Origin of the sequence: Aquabacterium sp. J223, assembly GCF_024666615.1 — a bacterium.
GTDB lineage: Bacteria > Pseudomonadota > Gammaproteobacteria > Burkholderiales > Burkholderiaceae_C > J223.
Genome location: NZ_CP088297.1, coordinates 3,948,034 through 3,966,658, shown reverse-complemented (window position 1 = coordinate 3,966,658; position 18,625 = coordinate 3,948,034). Strand labels below are relative to the sequence as shown.

Genomic DNA, 18,625 nt, shown 5'->3' with positions numbered 1-18,625 from the left:
GGGTCTCAGGTTCCTCGCGTCAGGCGACGGTAGGCGTTCAAATGGCGGATGAGCCGCTGGCCTTCGCCCAGCCGCTCATAGAGCAGCGCGGCGTTGTGGTGCGCATCGGCGAAGGTCGGGTCGGTTTCCAGGCAACGCTCGTACTGTTCCGCGGCTTCCGTCAGCCGGCCCAGGTCTTCCAGCACGAGGGCGAGGTTGAAGTGCAGCGTTCCCTTGTCGGCGCACCGTCGCAGGCCATCCTGGTAGAGCGCCACCGCCGCTTCGTCCCGATCGGTTTCGCTCAGCAGCGTGCCGAGGCCGAGGTAGGCGTCGGTGCAGCAGCGGTCGAGCTGCAGCGCCTGGCGGTAGGCGGCCTCCGCCGCCACCGGATCCCGGTGCTCCAGCTCGGCGCCTCGGACGACCAGGTCACGCGGGTCGGCCGCGGGTGCCGGCGGGGACGGCCCCCGGCCATCGGTGTCGGGTGACGACAAGGCCACCACCTGGGCGGCCGCCCCGTCCCGCGCCTCCACCTCGAAGTCGAGCAGCAGCTGACCCGAGACGACGCTGCGCGGGCTGGCCGCGTCACGAACGGCGATGTCGCCGCCGACGGCGGTCACGCGCAGCCCGCTCAAGGGGAGGTCGGACGGGAGCTGTTCACGCAGCCTGGCCAGTGCCTGCACCACCCGCGACGCCGGCACTCCGGCCCGGAGCAGCCCATGGGCGGAACGCAGCAGCACCAGGTCCTGGAACGAGAACAGGTACTGTCCGCGGCGGCCCTTCGCGGGCACGACGTAGCCGCGGCTGATGAGGCGCAGCACCATGGCCCGCGGGATGCCGACCGCGCCTTCGACGCTCTTGAGGGTGTGAACGGTGGCCGCCGCCGCGGTGCTCATGGGCAAGGAAGGGAGGGCGCTTTCGGCGAGCGCACGCGCTCAGCGGGTGGCTCGTTTGCGGGACGGCGCCGGCGCGGCTGCCACGGCTTCCGGCGCGGCGGCAGACCGGCGCGCTGGCCGCCGCGGCTTGTCGGCGGTCGCTTCTTCGGCCGGGGCGGCCGACTTCGCCGGGCCGGCCCCCTTGCCGCGGCCGAGGCTCGCTCGCAGGGCGTCCATCAGGTCGATGACTTGCGCCCCCGTGCCGGCTTCGGCCGGCGCGGACGTCACCACCTGCTGCCCGGAGATCTTCTGGTCGATGGCGGCGAGGATGCGCTTCTTCTCCTCGTCCTCGTACTGCGCAGGGTCGTAGGTGTCCTGCGCGATCTGGTCGATGAGCTGGGTGGCGAGCTTGAGTTCGGCGTCGGACACCGTTGTCTGCTCGATGTCGAGGTCGGCCATCCGGCGCACCTCGTCGGCGTAGAGCAGCTGCTGCAGCACGACACCCTGCTCGGTGGGGCGCAGCTGGACCACGTACTGCTTGCCCTTCCAGGCCCACTTGGCTAGCGCATGTCGGTCGGTGCGCCGCATCGCCTCCCTCAGCAGGTTGTACGGCTTGGCGCCGCGCTTGTCGGGCGCGAGGAAGTAGGCCTTGTCGTAGTAGAGCGGGTCGACCTGGTCGGCCGGGATGAAGGCCACGATGTCGATGCTGTGGCTCGACGCGTCTTCCAGCGCCTTCAGTTCCTCGGACGTGAACGTCACATAGCGGTCCGGCTCGAACTCATAGCCCTTGACCATCTCGGCGCGCGGGACGACCTGCCCGCTCTTCTCGGAGACGTATTGCTGCTTCAGCCGCGACCCGTCCTGAGCCAACAGGTTGAAGCGCACCGCCGAGGACGACTCGGTGGCGGAGTACAGCTTCACCGGGATGGAGACCAAGCCGAAGCTGAGCGTGAGGGAAGCGATCGAACGAGCTGCCATGGCGGCCTCCTGGCAGGCGAAAGCGCCGCCAGCGGAGGGGCAAGAAGCGTGCGCAACGACCAGGATGGGGTCGGCGGCGCGGCGGCGCGGCGGCGCGGCGGCGCCCCGGCCGCGCCACGCCCTCACCGCGTCGACAGCGGCAGGGCGGTCTTGTAGCGCACCTGCTTGAGCGCGAAGCTGGAGCGGATCTTCTCGATCTCGGGCATCGGCGACAGCCGCTCCAGGATGAAGCGCTCCAGCGCGGCCATGTCGGGCACCGCCACGCGGATCAGGTAGTCCGCGTCGCCCGTCATCAGGTAGCACTCCATCACCTCCTCGCGGCTGCAGATGCGGGCCTCGAAGGCCTCCAGCGCCGCTTGGGTCTGCCGCCGCAGGCTGATGGAGATGAAGACGTTCAGGTGCAGCCCCAGCCGCTTGGCGTCCAGCAGCGCGACGTACTGCCGGATCACGCCGCCGGTCTGCAGCGCCTTGACCCGCGCCAGGCAGGGCGACGGCGAGAGGTGAACGCGCCGCGCCAGCTCGACGTTGGACAGGCTGGCGTCGGCCTGCAGCTCGCGCAGGATGTTCAGGTCGATGGCGTCCAGATCCATGATCGAGGCTGTTTCGGCGGTTCTGCAGCATTCTGTGCTGCGGATACGCCGGACGACCAGCGTGATCAGCCACAACTGCGGCGCAGGCTTTCCTACAGTGCTGGCAGACAGGAGGAAGGACCCATGAGTGACCCGTTGAGCCACCGAGAACCGCGGGGCACCGCAGCCGACCTCGACCCGCAGGAGACCACCGAGTGGCGCGACGCCCTGCGGTCGCTGCTGCAGGCCAGCGGCCCGGCGAGGGTGCACCAGGTCATGGACGTGCTGGCCGCGATGGCGCGCGACCCGTCCGTCGGCTGGCAGCCGGCGCGCGGCACGCCCTACGCCAACACCATCGCGGTGTCGCAGCAGCCGCCTTTCCCCGGCGACCTGGCGCTGGAGGAGCGGCTGGCGTCGCTGATGCGCTGGAACGCGCTCGCGATGGTGGTGCGGGCCAACAAGGCCTACGGCGAACTCGGCGGTCACATCGCAAGCTATGCCAGCGCGGCGGACCTGTTCGAGGTCGGCTTCAACCACTTCTTCAAGGCCGGGGTCGACGGCGCGGGTGCCGACCTGGTCTTCTTCCAGCCGCATTCGGCGCCGGGGGTCTACGCGCGCGCCTTCCTCGAGGGGCGGCTCGGCGAGAACGACCTGGCGCATTACCGACAGGAGATCACCGCCGCAGGCAGCGGCGCACAGGGCCTGTGCAGCTATCCGCACCCGTGGCTGATGCCCGACTTCTGGCAGTTCCCCACCGGCTCGATGGGCCTCGGCCCGATCAGCTCGATCTACCACGCGCGCTTCATGCGCTACCTGCAGCACCGCGGGCTGCTGGACACCTCGGGGCGCACGGTCTGGGGCGTCTTCGGCGACGGCGAGATGGACGAGCCCGAGAGCATGAGCGCGTTGACGCTGGCCGCGCGCGAGCGGCTCGACAACCTGGTGTGGGTGGTCAACTGCAACCTGCAGCGGCTCGACGGTCCGGTGCGCGGCAACGGCCGCATCATCGACGAGCTGGAGGCGCTGTTCGCCGGCGCCGGCTGGCGCGTCATCAAGCTGGTGTGGGGCTCGGACTGGGACGGGCTGTTCGCGCGCGACACCGACGGCGCGCTGGCCGAGGTGTTCTCGCAGACGGTGGACGGCCAACTGCAGACCTTCGCCGCGAAGGACGGCCGCTACAACCGCGACCACTTCTTCGGCCAGAACGCGCGGCTCGCCCGGCTGGCCCAGGGCCTGACCGACGACCAGATCGACCGCCTCAAGCGTGGCGGGCACGACCTGGTGAAGATCCACGCCGCCTACCATGCGGCCGCCCACACGGTCGGCCAGCCGGTGGTCGTCCTGGCGCAGACGAAGAAGGGCTACGGCATGGGTGAGGCCGGCCAGGGCCGCATGACCACCCACCAGCAGAAGAAGCTCGAGCGCGACGACCTGATCGCCTTCCGCAACCGCTTCGACCTGCCGCTGACCGACGAACAGGCCGCGTCGCTGGCGTTCTACAAGCCCGCCGACGACAGCCCCGAGATGCGATACCTGCACGCACGCCGCGCGGCGCTGGGCGGGCCCCTGCCGGCACGCCGCAGCCGGGCCGAGCCGGTGCCCGTGCCGCCGCTGGCGGGCTACGGCGGCTTCGCCACGCAGGCCGACGGCAAGGAGATGAGCACGACGATGGCCTTCGTGCGCATGCTGACCAACCTGCTCAAGGACCGGGTGCTGGGCCCGCGCATCGTGCCCATCGTGGCCGACGAGGCGCGCACCTTCGGCATGGCCAACCTGTTCAAGCAGGTCGGCATCTACGCGTTCGACGGCCAGAGCTACGAGCCCGAGGACATCGGCTCGCTGATGAGCTACCGCGAGGCCACCGACGGCCAGATCCTGGAAGAAGGCATCAGCGAGGCCGGCGCCGTCAGCAGCTGGACGGCGGCGGCCACCAGCTACTCGGTGCACGGCCAGGCCATGCTGCCGTTCTACATCTACTACTCGATGTTCGGCTTCCAGCGCGTGGGCGACCTGATCTGGGCCGCCGCCGACCAGCGCTCGCGCGGCTTCCTGCTCGGCGCGACCGCCGGCCGCACGACCCTGGGCGGCGAGGGCCTGCAGCACCAGGACGGGTCGAGCCTGCTGCAGGCGTCCACGGTGCCGAACTGCCGCGCCTACGACCCGTGCTTCGCCGGCGAGTTCGCCGTCATCCTCCACCACGGCATGCGGCAGATGCTGGAGCAGCAGGAGGATGTCTTCTATTACGTCACCCTGATGAACGAGCACTACGCGCAGCCGTCGCTGCCGGCGGCGGCCGAAGCCGACGTCATCAAGGGCCTGTACCGCCTTGCCGAGCACCGGGCGGAGAACGCGAAGGGCAGGGTCCGCCTGGTCGGTTCGGGCGCCATCCTGCGCGAGGCGATCGCCGCGGCCGAGCTGCTGGCCGCCGACTGGCAGGTCGACGCCGAGCTGTGGAGCGCCACCAGCTTCAGCGAACTGGCGCGCGACGCCCGCGAGGCCGAGCGCTTCAACCGCCTGCATCCGACGCAGGCGCCCCGCGCCAGCCATGTCGCGCGGTGCCTCGTCGGCGACGCGCCGGTGGTGGCGGCCACCGACTGCGTGCGCGCCTGGCCCGAGCTGATCGCCGCGCACGTGGAGGCGCCGTTCACCGCGCTGGGCACCGACGGCTTCGGCCGCAGCGACACCCGCGCCGCGCTGCGCCGCTTCTTCGAGGTGGACCGGCACCACATCGTGCTGGCCGCGTTGAGCGCCCTGCGCCGCCAGGGCCGCGTCGACGCGGCGGTCTGCGCCGACGCCATCCGCCGCTACGGGATCGCGGCGGACGCGCCGCCGTCCTGGACCTGCTGAGGCGCAGGTGCCGTCGGCCGGCGGCGACGGTCGAGCGGCCGGCCTACGCGGCGCCCTCGCACAGCCGCGCGTCCGGCAGCGGCGTCTCGAGGCCCAGCCGCGTCAGCATCTGCCACGCGGTGCAGGCCGCGGTGGAGGTGACCGGCAGGCCCAGGCGCTCCTGCAGCGGCTGCAGCGCGGCCAGCGAGGGCATCTGGACGCAGGCCGACGCCACCACCACGTCGGCGCGGGACAGATCCAGCCGCGCCGCGTCCTCCAGCAGCCGAGCGGCGGGGCGCCGGCCCACCGCCAGGTTGTCGGCGATCGAGAAGTTCAGCCAGTGCACGACCTCGATGTGCTCGGCCTCGATGTAGCTCACCACCGCCTGCGCCAGCGCATCGGTGTACGGCATCATCATCGCGACGCGGCGGGCGCCGAGGGCCTTCAGGCCATCGACCAGCGCGCCGGCCGAGGTCATCACCTGCGCCTGGCTGCCGGCCTCGCGCGCGGCGGCCTCGATCTCGCGCTCGGCGGTGCGGTGGTGTCCCGGGCCCATCGCCATGAGCGCGACGAGGCAGGCGGTGCTCATCACGTCGACCCGGGCGTCGGCCAGCTCGGCCGCACAGCGCAGGGCCTGCGCGTTCATGCGCACCAGCTCGGCCTTCTCCACCGTGTGCATGCGCATGCGCGACGAGTGGAAGGTGAAGGCCGCTTCCGGCCGGCGCGCCTGGCGCGCGCGCAGCAGCGCCGGGATCTCGGTCTCCATGGTGGTGTTGGAGCTGGGCACGATCTGCCCGATGCGATAGGTGGTGGTCGTCATGTCGTCTTCCCGTCAACGGTCCGGCGTGCGGTGGGGCTGCAGCCGCTCGCGCAGCAGGTCGGGGATGGGCACCCGGCCGCGCGGCTCGCGGCGGATGCAGATGGGCGAGAACACCCCCTCGAAGGCCAGCCGGCCGTCGGCCATCGCGGCGTGCGCCTGCAGGTCGAAGCTGCTCTCGCGCAGCGCCCCCACCGTCACGCGGATGTCGACCACGTCGTCGGGGCGCAGCGGTGCATGGAACACCAGCGACAGCCCCTTGCACGGCGTGTCGACGCCGAGCGTCTGCAGCACGGTGCCCGGGCCGCTGTGCAGGTGGCGCATGAACAGCGACACCGCGCCCAGCAGGTACTCGGTAAAGCGCCCGGTGAAGACGATGCCCGCGGGGTCGCAGTCGGACCAGCGGATGGTGCGCCGCACGGTGAACGGCGCATGGTCGAGCACGTACTCGTAGCTCTCCTCCAGGTGCCCGCTCATGCGCCCGCCCTGGCCCGCGCGAGCCGGTCCATCAGCGCCGGGAACTGCTCGCGCAGGCGGCGGTCGTCCACCCGGCCGGTGCGGGTCATGAACTGGTAGACGAACTCCTCCGGGCCGTAGCGGTCCATCCACTCGCCGATGCGTTCGTACCAGTTGTACGAACGCTCGGAGGCGTCGATCAGCTTCTGCTTGCGCGGCCGGTGCGATGCCTCGTAGGCCGCCAGCGCGGCGGGCACGTCGTCTTCGTGCGCGACCAGGGCCTCGGCGAGCGCGATGGCGTCGGTCATGGCGATGCGGGTGCCCGAGCCGATCGAGAAGTGCGCGCTGGTCAGCGCGTCGCCGATCAGCACGTGCCGGCCGTGGTGCCAGTGGGCGTTGCGGATCACCGGGAACTGGCGCCAGGTCGACTTGTTGGAGATCAGCGGCAGGCCCTGCAGCTCGGGGGCGAAGAGGCGCTCGAACAGGGCCTGCCGCTCGGCGTCGGCCATCCGGTCCAGCCCCAGACGGCGCCAGGTGGCGTCGTCGCACTCGGCGACGAAGGTGCTCATCGTCGCCGAGTACGGGTAGTAGTGCGCGACGAAGTGGCCGCCGTCGTGCCGTCGGAACACCAGCGCCGGCGTCTCGAACACCCGCTCGGTCCCGTACCAGGCGAAGTGGTTGGTCAGCTGCTGCTGGGTGGTGCCGAACGCCGACGCGAAGGCCTGGCGGACCACGGAGTTGATGCCGTCGGCGCCCACCACCACGTCCGCGTCGCCCAGGCCGAGGCCGGCCAGCGCGTCCGGGTGCTCGATGCGCCGTCCGTGGTGGAGCACGACGCCGGCGTCCTCGCACTGGCGCTGCAGGATGTGCAGCAGCGCCAGCCGCTCGATCGCGCCGCCCTTGACGTTGCGCTGCACGGCGATCGGCACCTCGCGCTGCACGATGGTCTGGCTGTGGTTGAAGCGCATCGCGTGCACCATCGCGTCGTGCGAGGCGGCATCGGCCTGGTGCAGTTGCGCCAGCCCGGTGTCGGCCAGCACGACCCCGAAGCCGAAGGTGGCGTCGGGACGGTTCTGCTCCACCACCTGCACGTCCCAGCCGGGCCGGCGGCGACGCAGCAGCAGCGACAGGTACAGCCCCGACGGGCCGCCTCCGACGACCGCGACCTTCATGGCGCGCTCCCGGCCGCGCCCTGGGGCACGATCTCCAGGCACTGGCGGTCGAAGGACCGCACCTCGCCGCGGAAGCCGCCGGTGAGCGCGGCGTTCCACAGCGCCGGCACGAAGCCCAGCGCCTTGCGCTCGAAGCGCAGCCGCTGCCCGGAGGCCAGCCGCCAGTAGCCCTCGGCGTCCGCCCGGTCCACCTGCACGGCGGGGTCCGCCCGGCCGGCCGCCACCAGCGGCGCGAACTCCGGCACGTCGAGCACGTAGAGCACCGCCAGCCCGTCGCCGGCGCCGCCGAGCGCGTCGGCCTTGCCCCGCCACACCTGGTCGATGCTCTCGAAGCGCCGGCCGTCGAGCCGCTGGGCGTCCTCGCGTGCCATCGCCGCTTCCAGGGTGTGCTCGGCGTCCCGTGCGTCCACCGCCGTCATCGGGCGCACCTCGCAGGTGATCTCGATCGGGTAGCCGTTCGGGTCGTGGAAGTAGATCGACTCGATCAGTTCGTGGCGCAGTTGGTACTTCAGGGCGATGCCCTGCGACTCCACCCGGTCGCGCCAGGCCTTCAGCTCGTCCAGCGTGTCGACCTGCCAGGCGGTGTGCGTGGCGCGCGAGCGGTAGTCGTCCACCGGCATGGTGTACGCCGGCTGCTCGGCGCCGATGTAGTAGAAGAAGGCGATCGTGCTGCCCTTGCCCGAGCGGAAGAAGAAGTGCAGGAAGTCCGGGTGGTTGTCCGGCCCCCAGCCGCGCGCGGAGATGGCGTGCACCAGCGGCAGGCCCAGCTTGTCACGGTAGAACTCGACGGTCTCGCGCAGCTTCCAGGTCGGTCGCGCGGTGTGGTGGACACCCTTGAGCACGGGCGCGTCGTCGGAGCGGTTCATGGCGTTCTCGCTTTCGGGCGTCAATGGGACTGGAGGCGCTGCATCAGCAGCTCTCGCAGCGCCGGCTTGCTGGTCTTGCCCGAATGCGTGGTGGGGAAGGCGTCCACCGTCTCCACGCGTTCGGGCCACTTGTACTTGGCCATGCCGTAGTCCTGAAGGAAGGCGCCGAGTTCGGCCACCGTCGGCGCCGCGCGGCCTTCGCGCAGCAGCACGAAGACGCAGACGCGTTCGTCGAACACCGGGTCCGGCATGCCGATCACGGCACAGGACGCCACGGCCGGGTGGGCGCACACCGCTTCCTCCACCTCGTCGGCGTTAACCTTCTCGCCGCCCCGGCTGATGACGTCCTTCAGGCGGCCCTTGAAGACGTAGTGGCTGCGGCCCCCGATGCGCTGCTCGACCATCAGGTCGCCGGACCGGTAGTGGCCGTCGCGGGTGAAGGCCTCGCGGTTGCGTTCCTCGGCCTTGTAGTAGCCGTGCAGCGTGTAGGGACCGCGGAAGGCCGGCTCGCCGGCCTCGCCGGGCGCCACGTCGGTCTCGGTGCCCGGCACCAGGATGCGCACCTCGTCGAGCGGGTGCACCGGCCGGCCGTTGGTGTGGTCCAGCACCTCGGGCGGGTCGCCTTCGCGGGTCAGCATGATCACGCCTTCGGTCATGCCGAAGATGGTGTAGACGGGGGCGCCGCCGAGCAGCTGGCGCAGCTTGACCACCCCGCTCGGCGTGACCACGCCGCGGATGCCGGAGAAATCCAGCGCGCCGCTCGAGATGGCCGTCTCCAGCCGCGCGAGGATGGGCCCCATCACCACCAGCCACTGCGGCTTCTCCTGCGCGATGAGCGCGATCAGCGACTCGGGCCGCAGGTCGGGCGCGATCGTCACCGTGCCGCCGGTGAGCAGGAACGGGCCGAAGAAGCAGCCCATGTTCAGGTTGTGCACCATGGGCAGGGGCATGAACAGCACCTCGCCGGGCCGGTAGCCCATCCACCGCGCGACGGCCTGCATGTTGCACACGTAGTCGTTGTGCATGCGCGGGATGATCTTCGGCACGCCGGTGGTGCCGCCGGAGAGCTGGAAGACCGCCACCTGGAACGGGTCGAGCTCGACCTGCGCCAGCCGCTGGCGGGCCTCCTCGTCGCCCACGGAGTCGATCAGCGCATGGACGTGCAGCACGCCGTCCTGGGACCGTCCCCGCGCCTGCAGGATGCGGCGCAGCGTCGGCACCTGCGTCTGCATGCGCCGCGCGAAGCCGATGTCGTCGAACTTCGGGTCGTCGCCCTGCACCAGGTGCAGCTTCGCCTCGGCCAGCTGCGCCAGGTAGCCGATCTCGCGCTCGCGGTGGGCCGCCAGCGTGCAGATGGGGATCAGCCCGGCCTTCAGGCAGGCCAGCCAGCAGAACACCAGCTCGGGGCAGTTGCCGAGCTGGAACACCACGCGGTCCAGCGGCGCCAGGCCCTCGCGCAGCAGCGCGGCGGCCAGCCGGTCGGTGACGCGGTCCAGCTCGCGGTAGGTCATGCGCCGTTCGGGGCCGGCGAGCGCCAGCCGGTCGCCATGCGCGGCCGCGGTGGCGCGGAAGACGCCGGGCAACGTCTCGTGGCCGAGCGCACCGGCGTCGACGTAGCGCTGCAGCGTCGCCGCATCGGGGTAGACCACGCCGGGCATCGGCTGGCGCACGCCGATGCGCGGGGCGGTCGGGGCGGGCGAAGGGGCGGACAACGGCATCGCCCTCACTCCGGCTGCAGGTTGGACTTGCGGATCACCTCCGCCCACTGCTGCTTCTCGCGCCGCAGGAAGTCGCCGGCGTCGGCCAGCGAGCCGCCCAGCGGGTAGTTGCCCAGCTCGCGCATCTTGTCCACCACCTCGGGCGTTTTCAGCGCGGCGTTCATCGCCTGGTTCAGCTGCTCCAGCACCGGACGTGGCGTGCCCTTGCTGGCGAAGATCATGAACCAGCCGGACACCTCGAGCCCCGGCACCTGCTCCTGCGCCAGCGGGATGCCCTCCAGACCGGGCAGCACCTTGTCCGAGGCGACGGCCAGCGCCCGCAGCCGGCCGGCCTTGACCAGCGGCACCAGCGGCGCGGTGCCGTCGACGTACATCAGCGTGTCGCCGTTGACCACCGCCTGGATGCCCTGGCCGGTGTTGCTGAAGGACACGTTCTGGAAGCTGCCGCCCACCGCCTGCCCGGCCCGTTCGGCCGCCAGGTGCGGAATGGAGGTCCGCGTGGGGTTGCCCATCGACGGCCCGCCCGGCTGCGACTTCATCAGCTGCACCGCCTCGGCCCAGCTCTTCGGGCCCTTGTCGATGTTGGCGACGAAGAGCATCGGCGTGTAGGCCACGGCGCCGACCGTCTCGAAGTCGCGCTCCATGTCGTACTTGCCTTCCTTGTAGGTGTGGGGCGTGACCGTCACCACCGCGGCCTGGGCGAACAGCAGCGTGGTGCCGTTGGGCTCGGTGCCGCGCACGGCGTTGACGGCCAGGATGCCGCCCGCCCCGGCCCGGTTCTCGACCACCACCGGCTGGCCGAAGCGGGCCCGGAACTGCTCGCCGATCAGGCGTGCGACCACGTCGGGCGCGCTGCCGGCCGGCGCCGGCACGACGATGCGGATCGGCTGCCGGCCCGGCTGGGCCAGCGCCGTGGTGCCGAGGGGCGCCAGCCCCAGCGCCAGCACGCAGGCCAGCCCGGACAGCAAGGTTCGTTTTTGCATGGGTCGTCTCCTTCGTTGTGTCGTCGTCGTCGGCCGTCGCAGCTCAGCCGAAGTTCTCGGTCAGCCATCGCGTGACGTGCTCGCCGGCGACCGCCTGGCCGGACGGCTCGCCCTCCGCCAGGGCCATGCCGTGGTGGTTGCCGCGCACCGTCACGCGCTGCTTGTGCGGACTGCCGATGGCGGCCTCGATGGCATCGATGTCGGCCGGAAAGACGGCGTTGTCGCCGCTGTACTCGACCAACAGCACCGGTTGCTGCACCGACGGCGCGCACAGCGCCATCGAGGCCCGCGACTGCAGCCCCGACCAGGTGGACAGCCAGGACTCGGGCGTCACCACGCGGCCGAAGCCGACGCTGCCGAGGTTGGACGCCGCCGGGTCCGCGCCCCACAGCGTGCCGACCGTGCGGTCCGACGGGTCGAGCGAGGTGTCCCAGCTGCGCAGGTCGGCATCGGTCCGCCACACGGTGAACACCGGCTGGTGGCTGGCGACCAGCTTGTCGCGCCGGCTGGGGGCCTCCTTGAGGCGCTGGCGGGCGTCGCGACGGCGGGCGACCAGGTCGAGCGCGATGCGGTCGATGCGGGCCACGCGCTCGCGCTGCGCGGCGCGGTAGCGCGCGACGAACTCGGGCGCGTAGCGCGACGACTCCGGCGGGCGGCGAAAGCCGTTCTTCGCATCGAACGGGTCGAGCGCGGGGTCGCAGGAGAACGGGTCGGCCTCGTCGGTGACGGACGGGTCGATGCCGCTCATCAGCAGCGCGCCCTGTCCGGGGTGCGGCGACAGGAAGACCAGGCCGTCCGCCACCGGCAGGTTGGCCGACTCCAGCTTCGTGGGCCGCCCGGCCGGGGTGTGGCGAAGCCGCCGCTCGCCGTCGAGCATGGCCTGCTGGTTGTAGAAAGCGAACAGCCCGGCGCCGCCGGAGTTGCCGAGCTGGACGATGGTCGCGAAACCGAGCGAACGCAGGTGCCGCATGCCGGCGGCCACGTCGTGCAGCGCCAGTTCGTGCTCCAGCCGCAGGTCGTTGCCGACCGAACGCGGCCCCTGCACCCAGCAGGCCCAGCCGGCGTCCAGCAGGTCGGGCACCAGGTAGTGGGTGACCACCATCTCGCGCGGGTGCATGACGAAGACCACGCCCTTCTCGCCCCCGCGCGAGAAGAGGAAGCCGAGCACGCGCTGCCCGTCTTCGGTGGCGAGCGGGCAGGGCCGGGTGTCGAAGGGCCGGTGCAGCCGCTCGGCGGTCCACGACGCACCGCGCATGCCGGCCGTCACCGCGCCCGTGGCACCGGCAGGGGAGGAAGGGCTGGCCATCGTGTCGTCGCTCCTTTTGACACCACGTCAATTAACGCGACGCGCAGGTTAGGGCTGGAACTGACACGGTGTCAAATAAGGTCGAACCCACCCCCGGCCGTCGACGGGCCATCGGTTACGCTGCCCGGATGAACGTGCGAGCGAAGCAGAAGCCGGCGACGAAGACACCCGCGGCCCGTCGCCCGGGCCGCCGCCCGCGCGACGGCGGGCCGGAGTTGTCGCGAGAGGCGGTGGTGCTCAAGGCGGTGGCGCTGGCGCGCTGCGAACCGCTGAACGACATCACCATCCTGCGGCTGGCGCGCGAGATGGACGTGACGCCGGCGCTGATCCACTACTACATCGGCAGCCGCGACGAGCTGCTCAGCGCGGTGCTCAACCACGCGCTGCAGGACCGCATGGCCCGCATGCCGCCGCTGACCGGCGACTGGCGCACCGACCTGGCCACCACGGCGCGGCTGATGCACGACAGCCACCAGCGCTGGCCGGGCCTGGCCAGCTACATCGCCACGCACAACCGCTTCCGGCTGTTCCAGAAGGTGCAGCCGGGCGAGACCGACTGGGGCCTGGTGTTCTTCGACCACATGGGCCGCATCTTCCAGTCGGCCGGCTTCAGCCGTGAGCAGGCGGCGCTGGCCTACCACCTGCTGATGCTGTTCATCGTCAGCGTGGGCAGCGCGGCGGCGTTCCACCAGAGCCCGAGCGAACACGCCGACTTCATCCTCGGCTACGTCTCGCGGGCCGGCGCCGACCAGATGCCGGGTGCCGCGTTCCTCGTTAAACCCTTCAGCGGGCTCGACGTCGGCACCACCCTGGAGGCCGGCCTCCAGCTGCTGCTGGACGGCTTCGCCGCGTGGCTGCCGCCGGCCGCCGCGGCGCCGAAGCCGCGCCGGCGCAGCCGGCCCCCCGGTTCCACCGCGCCGGGTTTGCAAGACACTTCGCCCACCGCCAGGAAGCGGGCCGTCCCCAGGCGTCCGGCTTCCTCCTCGGACTGACGCATGCCCACCTCCCCCCGACCCACCGCAGGAACGACCGCACCGCGGGCGGTGAAGGCCGGCGGCTCGGCCACGGCGCCGCCGGCGGCGGTCGAGGCCCCCCGGCCCGCCACGTACCACCACGGCAACCTGCGCGACGCGCTGGTGCTGCGCGGCGTGGAGATCCTCGACACCGAAGGCGCGGCCGCGCTGACGCTGCGCCGCGCGGCGCGCGACGTCGGCGTCTCGCAGACCGCGCCGCTGCACCACTTCGAGGGCAAGGCCGCCTACCTGGCCGCCATCGCGGCGCACGGCTTCCGGCTGCTGTTCGAGCAGCGCATCGGCGCGCTGCGCCACAAGACCGACCCGCGCGAGCGGCTGCTGGCGGTGATGCTGGCGCACCTGCAGTTCGCCGTCGACCATGGCGCGCTGTTCCACGTCATGTTCGGCCCCGACATCCCGGACAAGGCCCAGTTCCCGGACCTGGAGCAGGCGGCCCGGCGCTCCTACGGCATCCTGGAGACGGCGGTGGGCGAGTACCTCAGCTCGCGCGACGTGCCGCTGGCGCGCACCCGCCGGGCGGCGCTCGCCGCCTGGACCGCCTGCCATGGCATGGCCACGCTGATGGTGGACCGGCAGAACGCCTGGGACATCGTGCGCAAGGACGCGCCGCTGAAGATCGGCGGCGACGTGTTCTCCATCTTCATCGCCGGGCTGGACCACGCCTGACGGCATCGCCCGGCGGTCCCCCCGGGGGCGGCGTCAGTACCGCATCTGCACCAGCCAGCGAGCGACGAGCGCCGGCCGCGCGCTGCCTTCGAGCTCGAGCGTGACGTCCCAGGCCACCCGCGCCTCGCCGGGCTGCAATTCGTCCAGGTCGGCCAGCCGCACCACCGGCCGCACCCGGCCGCCCTCGGGCACCGCGGCGGTGAAGCGCACCCGGTCGAAACCGTAGTTGACGCTGGTCTTGCGGCCCGGGTAGCTGAACAGGCCGGCCAGCAACGTGGGCAGCAGCGACAGGGTGAGCAGGCCGTGCGCGATGGTGCGGCCGTAGGGCGACTCACGCGCCGCGCGGTCGACGTCGAGGTGGATCCATTGCCGGTCGCCGGTGGCCTCGGCGAAGCGCTGGATCGTGGCCTGGTCGACGGTCAGCCACGGGCCGCAGCGGGCGGGGCCGTCCTTCAAGGCGCGCAGCGCGGCGATGCCGTCCAGCGCCAGCGGGGCGTCGGGCGTTGCGTCGCCATCGTCGCGGTGCGGTGTCGCCGCCTCCCGCGGGGGAGGACGAAGCGGCGCGGCCGCCGCCGCACCGGCTCGGTGGGCGGCGAAGCCCTGCAGCACGCGCAGGGCCTCGCCCTCGCTGGCGGACACCGCCAGCCCGCGTGCCACGAAGGCCTGCCGCACCTCGTGCTGTGCGCTGTGCATGACGACCGGCTTGCCGGCCCGCGCCGCGGCCTCGTGGACCTCCGCCGCGAAGCGGGCGACGTCGTAGCTCGGCCCGCCGATCGCCAGCAGCCCCAGCACCGCCGCGTCGACCGCATCGTCGTCGAGCACGCAGCGCATCACCGCGCCCAGCAGCGCGGGGTCGGCCAGCAGCATGGCGGTGAGGTCGATCGGGTTGCGGCCGAGGGAGAACGCCGGCAGCAGCGCGTCGAGCTGGCGCACGGTGCCGGCGCCCAGCGCCGCCAGCGGCAGCCCCAGCAGGTGCGCCTGGTCGGCGGCCATCACGCAGGAGGCGCCCGAGTTGCTGACGATGGCCAGCCGCGGCACGGCCGGCGAAGGCCCGGTGCCCGCGCTGGCCGCCAGGTACAGGGGCACGCCGGCGACGAGCTCGCCGAGGTCGGCCACCGTGCGACAGCCGGCGGCGGCGAACAGCGCGTCCAGCACCGGGCCGCCGGCACCGTTCGAGCCGGTGTGGCACTGCGCCGCGCCACGGCCCTCCGGCGACCGGGCCGCCCGCACGGCGACGACCGCCATGCCGGCGTCGCGTGCCATGACGAGGGCCGCCTCCAGGCGTGCCGCATCCGGCACCTGCTCCAGGTACAGCAGCAGCAGCCGCACGCCGCCCTGCAGCGCCATGGCGGCGATGAAGTCGGCGCAGTTCAGGTCCGCCTCGTTGCCGGTGGCCGCGACGCAGCGCACGCCGATGCCGGCCTGCCGAAGCAGCGCGTACAGCGTGACGCCGAAGGCTCCGCTTTGCGACACGATGGCCACCGGGCCGTCCTGCGGCGCATGGTCGCTGTAGATGGAGGCGAAGGACAGCACCGCGCCGCTGTCGAAGCTGGCCACGCCGATGCTGTTCGGTCCGACCAGGCGCACGCCGCCCTCGCGGCAGAGGTCGAGCAGCCGCTGCTGCCGGCGCCGGCCGTCCTCACCCACCTCGGCATAGCCGGAGGCGAAGAGCAGCGCCTGGCGCACCCCGAGCCGGGCGCACAGCGCGAGCTGCGCCTCGGCCTGGTCGGCGGAGACGCAGAGCACCGCGGCGTCGGGCACCTCCGGCAGCTCGGCCAGCGAGGCGTGGGCCGGCAGCCCCTGGACCGTGGTCGCGCGCGGGTTGACGGCGTGCACACGGCCGGCGAAGCCCTGCTGCAGCAGGTAGCGCAGCGGCCGCCCGCCGACCTTGTCCGGGTTGTCCGATGCGCCGACCACGGCGACCGACGCCGGTGCGAGCAGCGCCTGCAGGGAAGGCCAGCGGGCGCTCATCGGGCGCCACGCCGGGTGGGCGCCGTGTCCATCGCCAACTCCATCGCCATGGCCTTGAGCCGCGGCTTGAGCACCTTGCCGGTGGTGTTGGCCGGCAGCGCGTCGAGGACGACGATCGCGGCCGGCCGCTTGTACGGTGCCAGTTGCTCGCGCAGGTGCTGGCGCAGCGCGGCCAGGTCCACCGCCTGGCCGGCGACCGGTTCGACGAAGGCCACCACCTCCTCGTCGTCGTCGACCGGGCGTCCGACCACCGCGCACTGGCCGACGCCGGGGAAGGCGGCGATGGCCCGCTCGACCTCCGCCGGGTAGACGTTGAAGCCGCCGCGGATGATCATCTCCTTGCGCCGGCCGACGATGCTCAGGTCGCCGTCGGGGCCGAACTCGCCGATGTCGCCGGTGTGCAGCCAGCCCTCGGCGTCCACCGCGGCGCGGGTCTGCTCCGGGTCGCGGAAGTAGCCGCGCATGACGTTGGGGCCGCGGATCCACACCTCGCCATGGCCACCCGGCGGCACCGGCCGACCGGCCTCGTCGCGCAGCTGCACGTCGACGCCGGGGATCGGCCAGCCGCAGGTCACCGTCTTCGGCGGCGGGTGGCCGATGGTGCGGACGGCCACCGGCGCGCATTCGGTCATGCCGTAGCCGTGGTGCAGCGGCAGGCCGAGCAGCGCCTCGCTCTGCGCCTTGCGGGTGGCGTCGATCTGTGCGCCGCCGATGTAGGCCAGCCGCAGCCGGTGCGGCCGCAGCGGCGTGCCGCTCGCCAGGCTCCATTCCTGCAGCCGGGCGTACATGCCGGGCACGCCCTGGAAGACGGTGATGCCGTCGTCCAGGATGGCGCGCGCCAGCCCCTCGGCCGAGAAGCGCCGCACCAGCCGCACCGTGGCCCCCGCGCGCAGGCCGCACAGCAGGGCGGAGATGAGGCCGAAGGAATGCGAGATCGGCAGCGCGTGGAACAGCCGGTCCTCGCGCAGCAGCACCGCCTGCTGCATCGACACCCGGGTCACGAAGTCGAGGTTGTCGTGGGTCAGCATCACGCCCTTGGGCAGGCCGGTGCTGCCGCCGGTGTAGAGCATGAGCGCGACGCCGGGTTCGTCCTCCGCCTGCACGCCGTCGTCGAAGCGCGCCAGGTGGCCGCCCACCCAATCGGCGGGGTCCGCGGCGGGCGCGCCGGTGCGCAGCGCATGGCCGTGGGCCTCGGCCGAGGAGCCGCTGGCGAAGTAGGCCAGGCGCGGCCTGGCGTGGGCCAGGATGCCGTCCACCTCGCCCGCGGCCATGCGGGCGTTGATCGGCACCGCCCAGCCGCCGGCGCGCAGCGCGGCCAGCAGCAGCACGACGGCGTCGGCGCTGTTCTCGCTGACGATGGCCAGCCGCTCCCCGGGCCCCAGCCCCGCGGCCTGCAGCACCGCGGCGGCACGGTCCAGCCGCTGCGCCAGCTCGGCGTAGGTCAGCTGCGCCTGCCCGTCCTCGACCAGCGCCGCCTTGTCGGCCACGCCCCGCTCGGCGATCGCCTCGCCCACGATGTCCGCCGCGTTCATGCCGGGGTCGCGGCCTTGTCGCGCCGGTCCTGTGCGCGGATGGACTCGCGCATCTCGCGCCACTGCGCATCGTTCAGGCCGGCCAGCTCGGTGAACGAGGCGCCGTTCTGCCGGTGCCCGGCGCCGTCGATGGCGATGGTCTCGCCGGTGAGCCATTCCACGCCGTCGGCCATCAGGAAGACGGCCAGGTTCTGCAGCTCGCTCATGCGGCCGACCCGGTTCATGGGGTTGTGCACGTTGTCGTCCTTCCAGTCGGTGTTCGGGCTCAGCCGCTTGTTGGCGCCTTCGGTCGGGAAGATGCCGGGCGCGATGGCGTTGAGGCGGATGCCGTGCGGCCCCCATTCGATGGCCAGCGACTTGGTCATCACGTCGACCCCGGCCTTGCTCATTGCGCTCGGCACGACGAAGGGCGCGCCGGTGCGCACCCAGGTGACGACGATGGAGATCACCGAACCCTTGCGGCCCTCGGCGATCCAGCGCCGGCCGACGTGGTGGGTGGTGTAGTAGGTGCCGTGCAGCACGATGCCGGCCACCGCGTCGAAGCCGCGGGGCGACACGTCCTGCGTGCGGCTGACGAAGTTGCCGGCGGCGTTGTTGACCAGCCCGTCCAGCGGCCCCGAGTCGGACCAGATGCGGTCGACCATCGCGTCCACCGCGTCGGCGTGGCGGATGTCCACCTCGTGGCCGACCACGCGCCCGCCGTGCGCCGCCATCAGCGCGGCAGCGGTCTCGTCGAGCACCGCCTTCCGGCGCCCGCACAGGTGCAGCTCGGCACCGAGCTCGAGGTAGCGGCTGGCGATCTCGCGGCCCAGGCCCGAGCCGCCGCCGGTGACCAGGATGCGCTTGCCCTTCAACAGATCGGCTTGGAACATGGCTTTCG

At 72.4% G+C, this 18,625-nt stretch carries 16 protein-coding genes; 3 read left to right on the top strand and 13 right to left on the bottom strand.

What is annotated here, in order from left to right:
* Positions 1-5: 5 nt before the first annotated feature.
* The 3 genes from LRS07_RS18670 to LRS07_RS18660 form a co-directional block, all read right to left on the bottom strand.
* Complete coding sequence (locus LRS07_RS18670; RefSeq protein ID WP_260499430.1) at positions 6-872, bottom strand: tetratricopeptide repeat protein; 867 nt, start codon at positions 870-872, stop codon at positions 6-8.
* A 39-nt stretch (positions 873-911) separates the two neighbouring features.
* The gene (gene ku / locus LRS07_RS18665) at positions 912-1,829 is read right to left on the bottom strand and encodes a non-homologous end joining protein Ku (protein WP_260502167.1); all 918 of its coding nucleotides are present in this window, start codon (positions 1,827-1,829) and stop codon (positions 912-914) included.
* A 122-nt stretch (positions 1,830-1,951) separates the two neighbouring features.
* Positions 1,952-2,419, bottom strand: coding sequence for an Lrp/AsnC family transcriptional regulator (locus LRS07_RS18660; RefSeq protein ID WP_312028323.1), 468 nt, complete (start codon positions 2,417-2,419; stop codon positions 1,952-1,954).
* Between the two features lie 123 nt (positions 2,420-2,542).
* Here LRS07_RS18660 and mdeB point away from each other — a divergent pair, with 123 nt between their 5' ends.
* Positions 2,543-5,245 carry an alpha-ketoglutarate dehydrogenase gene (mdeB, locus tag LRS07_RS18655; RefSeq protein WP_260499429.1) on the top strand — a complete coding sequence of 901 codons (2,703 nt, stop codon included), beginning with the start codon at positions 2,543-2,545 and terminating at the stop codon, positions 5,243-5,245.
* 43 nt (positions 5,246-5,288) lie between these two features.
* On the opposite strand, the gene LRS07_RS18650 is transcribed toward mdeB, so the two are convergent.
* Genes LRS07_RS18650 through LRS07_RS18620 form a run of 7 tightly spaced genes read right to left on the bottom strand, consistent with a single transcriptional unit; the run spans position 5,289 to position 12,542 of the window.
* The gene (locus LRS07_RS18650; RefSeq protein ID WP_312028322.1) at positions 5,289-6,044 is read right to left on the bottom strand and encodes a maleate cis-trans isomerase family protein; all 756 of its coding nucleotides are present in this window, start codon (positions 6,042-6,044) and stop codon (positions 5,289-5,291) included.
* Positions 6,045-6,056: 12 nt separating this feature from the next.
* Entirely contained in the window at positions 6,057-6,518 is a 462-nt protein-coding gene (locus LRS07_RS18645; protein WP_260499428.1) for an acyl-CoA thioesterase, read from the bottom strand.
* A complete protein-coding gene (locus tag LRS07_RS18640; RefSeq protein ID WP_260499427.1) occupies positions 6,515-7,669 on the bottom strand; it encodes an FAD-dependent monooxygenase in 1,155 nt (384 codons plus the stop codon). Before LRS07_RS18640 ends, LRS07_RS18645 begins: the two co-directional genes overlap by 4 nt.
* A complete protein-coding gene (locus LRS07_RS18635; protein ID WP_260499426.1) occupies positions 7,666-8,535 on the bottom strand; it encodes a VOC family protein in 870 nt (289 codons plus the stop codon). Before LRS07_RS18635 ends, LRS07_RS18640 begins: the two co-directional genes overlap by 4 nt.
* Positions 8,536-8,555: 20 nt before the next feature.
* Positions 8,556-10,253: an AMP-binding protein gene (locus LRS07_RS18630; RefSeq protein ID WP_260499425.1), complete on the bottom strand. Its 1,698-nt coding sequence runs from the start codon at positions 10,251-10,253 to the stop codon at positions 8,556-8,558.
* A 5-nt stretch (positions 10,254-10,258) separates the two neighbouring features.
* The gene (locus tag LRS07_RS18625; RefSeq protein WP_260499424.1) at positions 10,259-11,236 is read right to left on the bottom strand and encodes a Bug family tripartite tricarboxylate transporter substrate binding protein; all 978 of its coding nucleotides are present in this window, start codon (positions 11,234-11,236) and stop codon (positions 10,259-10,261) included.
* 43 nt (positions 11,237-11,279) lie between these two features.
* Positions 11,280-12,542 (bottom strand): alpha/beta hydrolase, encoded by a 1,263-nt coding sequence (locus LRS07_RS18620; RefSeq protein ID WP_260499423.1) that lies wholly within the window; start codon positions 12,540-12,542, stop codon positions 11,280-11,282.
* A gap of 128 nt (positions 12,543-12,670) precedes the next feature.
* On the opposite strand from LRS07_RS18620, the gene LRS07_RS18615 reads away from it, so the two are divergent.
* Both LRS07_RS18615 and LRS07_RS18610 read left to right on the top strand, forming a co-directional pair.
* Positions 12,671-13,534 carry a TetR/AcrR family transcriptional regulator gene (locus LRS07_RS18615; protein WP_260499422.1) on the top strand — a complete coding sequence of 288 codons (864 nt, stop codon included), beginning with the start codon at positions 12,671-12,673 and terminating at the stop codon, positions 13,532-13,534.
* Between the two features lie 3 nt (positions 13,535-13,537).
* Positions 13,538-14,242: a TetR/AcrR family transcriptional regulator gene (locus LRS07_RS18610; RefSeq protein ID WP_260499421.1), complete on the top strand. Its 705-nt coding sequence runs from the start codon at positions 13,538-13,540 to the stop codon at positions 14,240-14,242.
* 33 nt (positions 14,243-14,275) lie between these two features.
* Here the strand turns inward: LRS07_RS18610 and LRS07_RS18605 are convergent, their stop codons facing one another.
* The 3 genes from LRS07_RS18605 to LRS07_RS18595 are packed head-to-tail and all read right to left on the bottom strand — an operon-like array spanning position 14,276 to position 18,617.
* Positions 14,276-16,213 (bottom strand): CoA-binding protein, encoded by a 1,938-nt coding sequence (locus tag LRS07_RS18605; protein ID WP_260499420.1) that lies wholly within the window; start codon positions 16,211-16,213, stop codon positions 14,276-14,278.
* Positions 16,210-17,745 (bottom strand): class I adenylate-forming enzyme family protein, encoded by a 1,536-nt coding sequence (locus LRS07_RS18600; protein ID WP_260499419.1) that lies wholly within the window; start codon positions 17,743-17,745, stop codon positions 16,210-16,212. The genes LRS07_RS18605 and LRS07_RS18600 overlap by 4 nt, the downstream gene beginning before the upstream one ends.
* A complete protein-coding gene (locus LRS07_RS18595; protein WP_260499418.1) occupies positions 17,742-18,617 on the bottom strand; it encodes an SDR family oxidoreductase in 876 nt (291 codons plus the stop codon). The genes LRS07_RS18600 and LRS07_RS18595 overlap by 4 nt, the downstream gene beginning before the upstream one ends.
* Positions 18,618-18,625 lie beyond the last annotated feature (8 nt).

What these genes read in the sequence shown, in the direction of transcription:
- ku (WP_260502167.1), bottom strand. Translation starts at nt 1,829, where the DNA reads ATGGCAGCTCGTTCGATCGCTTCCCTCACGCTCAGCTTCGGCTTGGTC.
- LRS07_RS18620 (WP_260499423.1), bottom strand. Translation starts at nt 12,542, where the DNA reads ATGGCCAGCCCTTCCTCCCCTGCCGGTGCCACGGGCGCGGTGACGGCC.
- mdeB (WP_260499429.1), top strand. Translation starts at nt 2,543, where the DNA reads ATGAGTGACCCGTTGAGCCACCGAGAACCGCGGGGCACCGCAGCCGAC.
- LRS07_RS18600 (WP_260499419.1), bottom strand. Translation starts at nt 17,745, where the DNA reads ATGAACGCGGCGGACATCGTGGGCGAGGCGATCGCCGAGCGGGGCGTG.
- LRS07_RS18645 (WP_260499428.1), bottom strand. Translation starts at nt 6,518, where the DNA reads ATGAGCGGGCACCTGGAGGAGAGCTACGAGTACGTGCTCGACCATGCG.
- LRS07_RS18650 (WP_312028322.1), bottom strand. Translation starts at nt 6,044, where the DNA reads ATGACGACCACCACCTATCGCATCGGGCAGATCGTGCCCAGCTCCAAC.
- LRS07_RS18660 (WP_312028323.1), bottom strand. Translation starts at nt 2,419, where the DNA reads ATGGATCTGGACGCCATCGACCTGAACATCCTGCGCGAGCTGCAGGCC.
- LRS07_RS18670 (WP_260499430.1), bottom strand. Translation starts at nt 872, where the DNA reads ATGAGCACCGCGGCGGCGGCCACCGTTCACACCCTCAAGAGCGTCGAA.
- LRS07_RS18625 (WP_260499424.1), bottom strand. Translation starts at nt 11,236, where the DNA reads ATGCAAAAACGAACCTTGCTGTCCGGGCTGGCCTGCGTGCTGGCGCTG.
- LRS07_RS18635 (WP_260499426.1), bottom strand. Translation starts at nt 8,535, where the DNA reads ATGAACCGCTCCGACGACGCGCCCGTGCTCAAGGGTGTCCACCACACC.
- LRS07_RS18640 (WP_260499427.1), bottom strand. Translation starts at nt 7,669, where the DNA reads ATGAAGGTCGCGGTCGTCGGAGGCGGCCCGTCGGGGCTGTACCTGTCG.
- LRS07_RS18595 (WP_260499418.1), bottom strand. Translation starts at nt 18,617, where the DNA reads ATGTTCCAAGCCGATCTGTTGAAGGGCAAGCGCATCCTGGTCACCGGC.
- LRS07_RS18610 (WP_260499421.1), top strand. Translation starts at nt 13,538, where the DNA reads ATGCCCACCTCCCCCCGACCCACCGCAGGAACGACCGCACCGCGGGCG.
- LRS07_RS18615 (WP_260499422.1), top strand. Translation starts at nt 12,671, where the DNA reads ATGAACGTGCGAGCGAAGCAGAAGCCGGCGACGAAGACACCCGCGGCC.
- LRS07_RS18630 (WP_260499425.1), bottom strand. Translation starts at nt 10,253, where the DNA reads ATGCCGTTGTCCGCCCCTTCGCCCGCCCCGACCGCCCCGCGCATCGGC.
- LRS07_RS18605 (WP_260499420.1), bottom strand. Translation starts at nt 16,213, where the DNA reads ATGAGCGCCCGCTGGCCTTCCCTGCAGGCGCTGCTCGCACCGGCGTCG.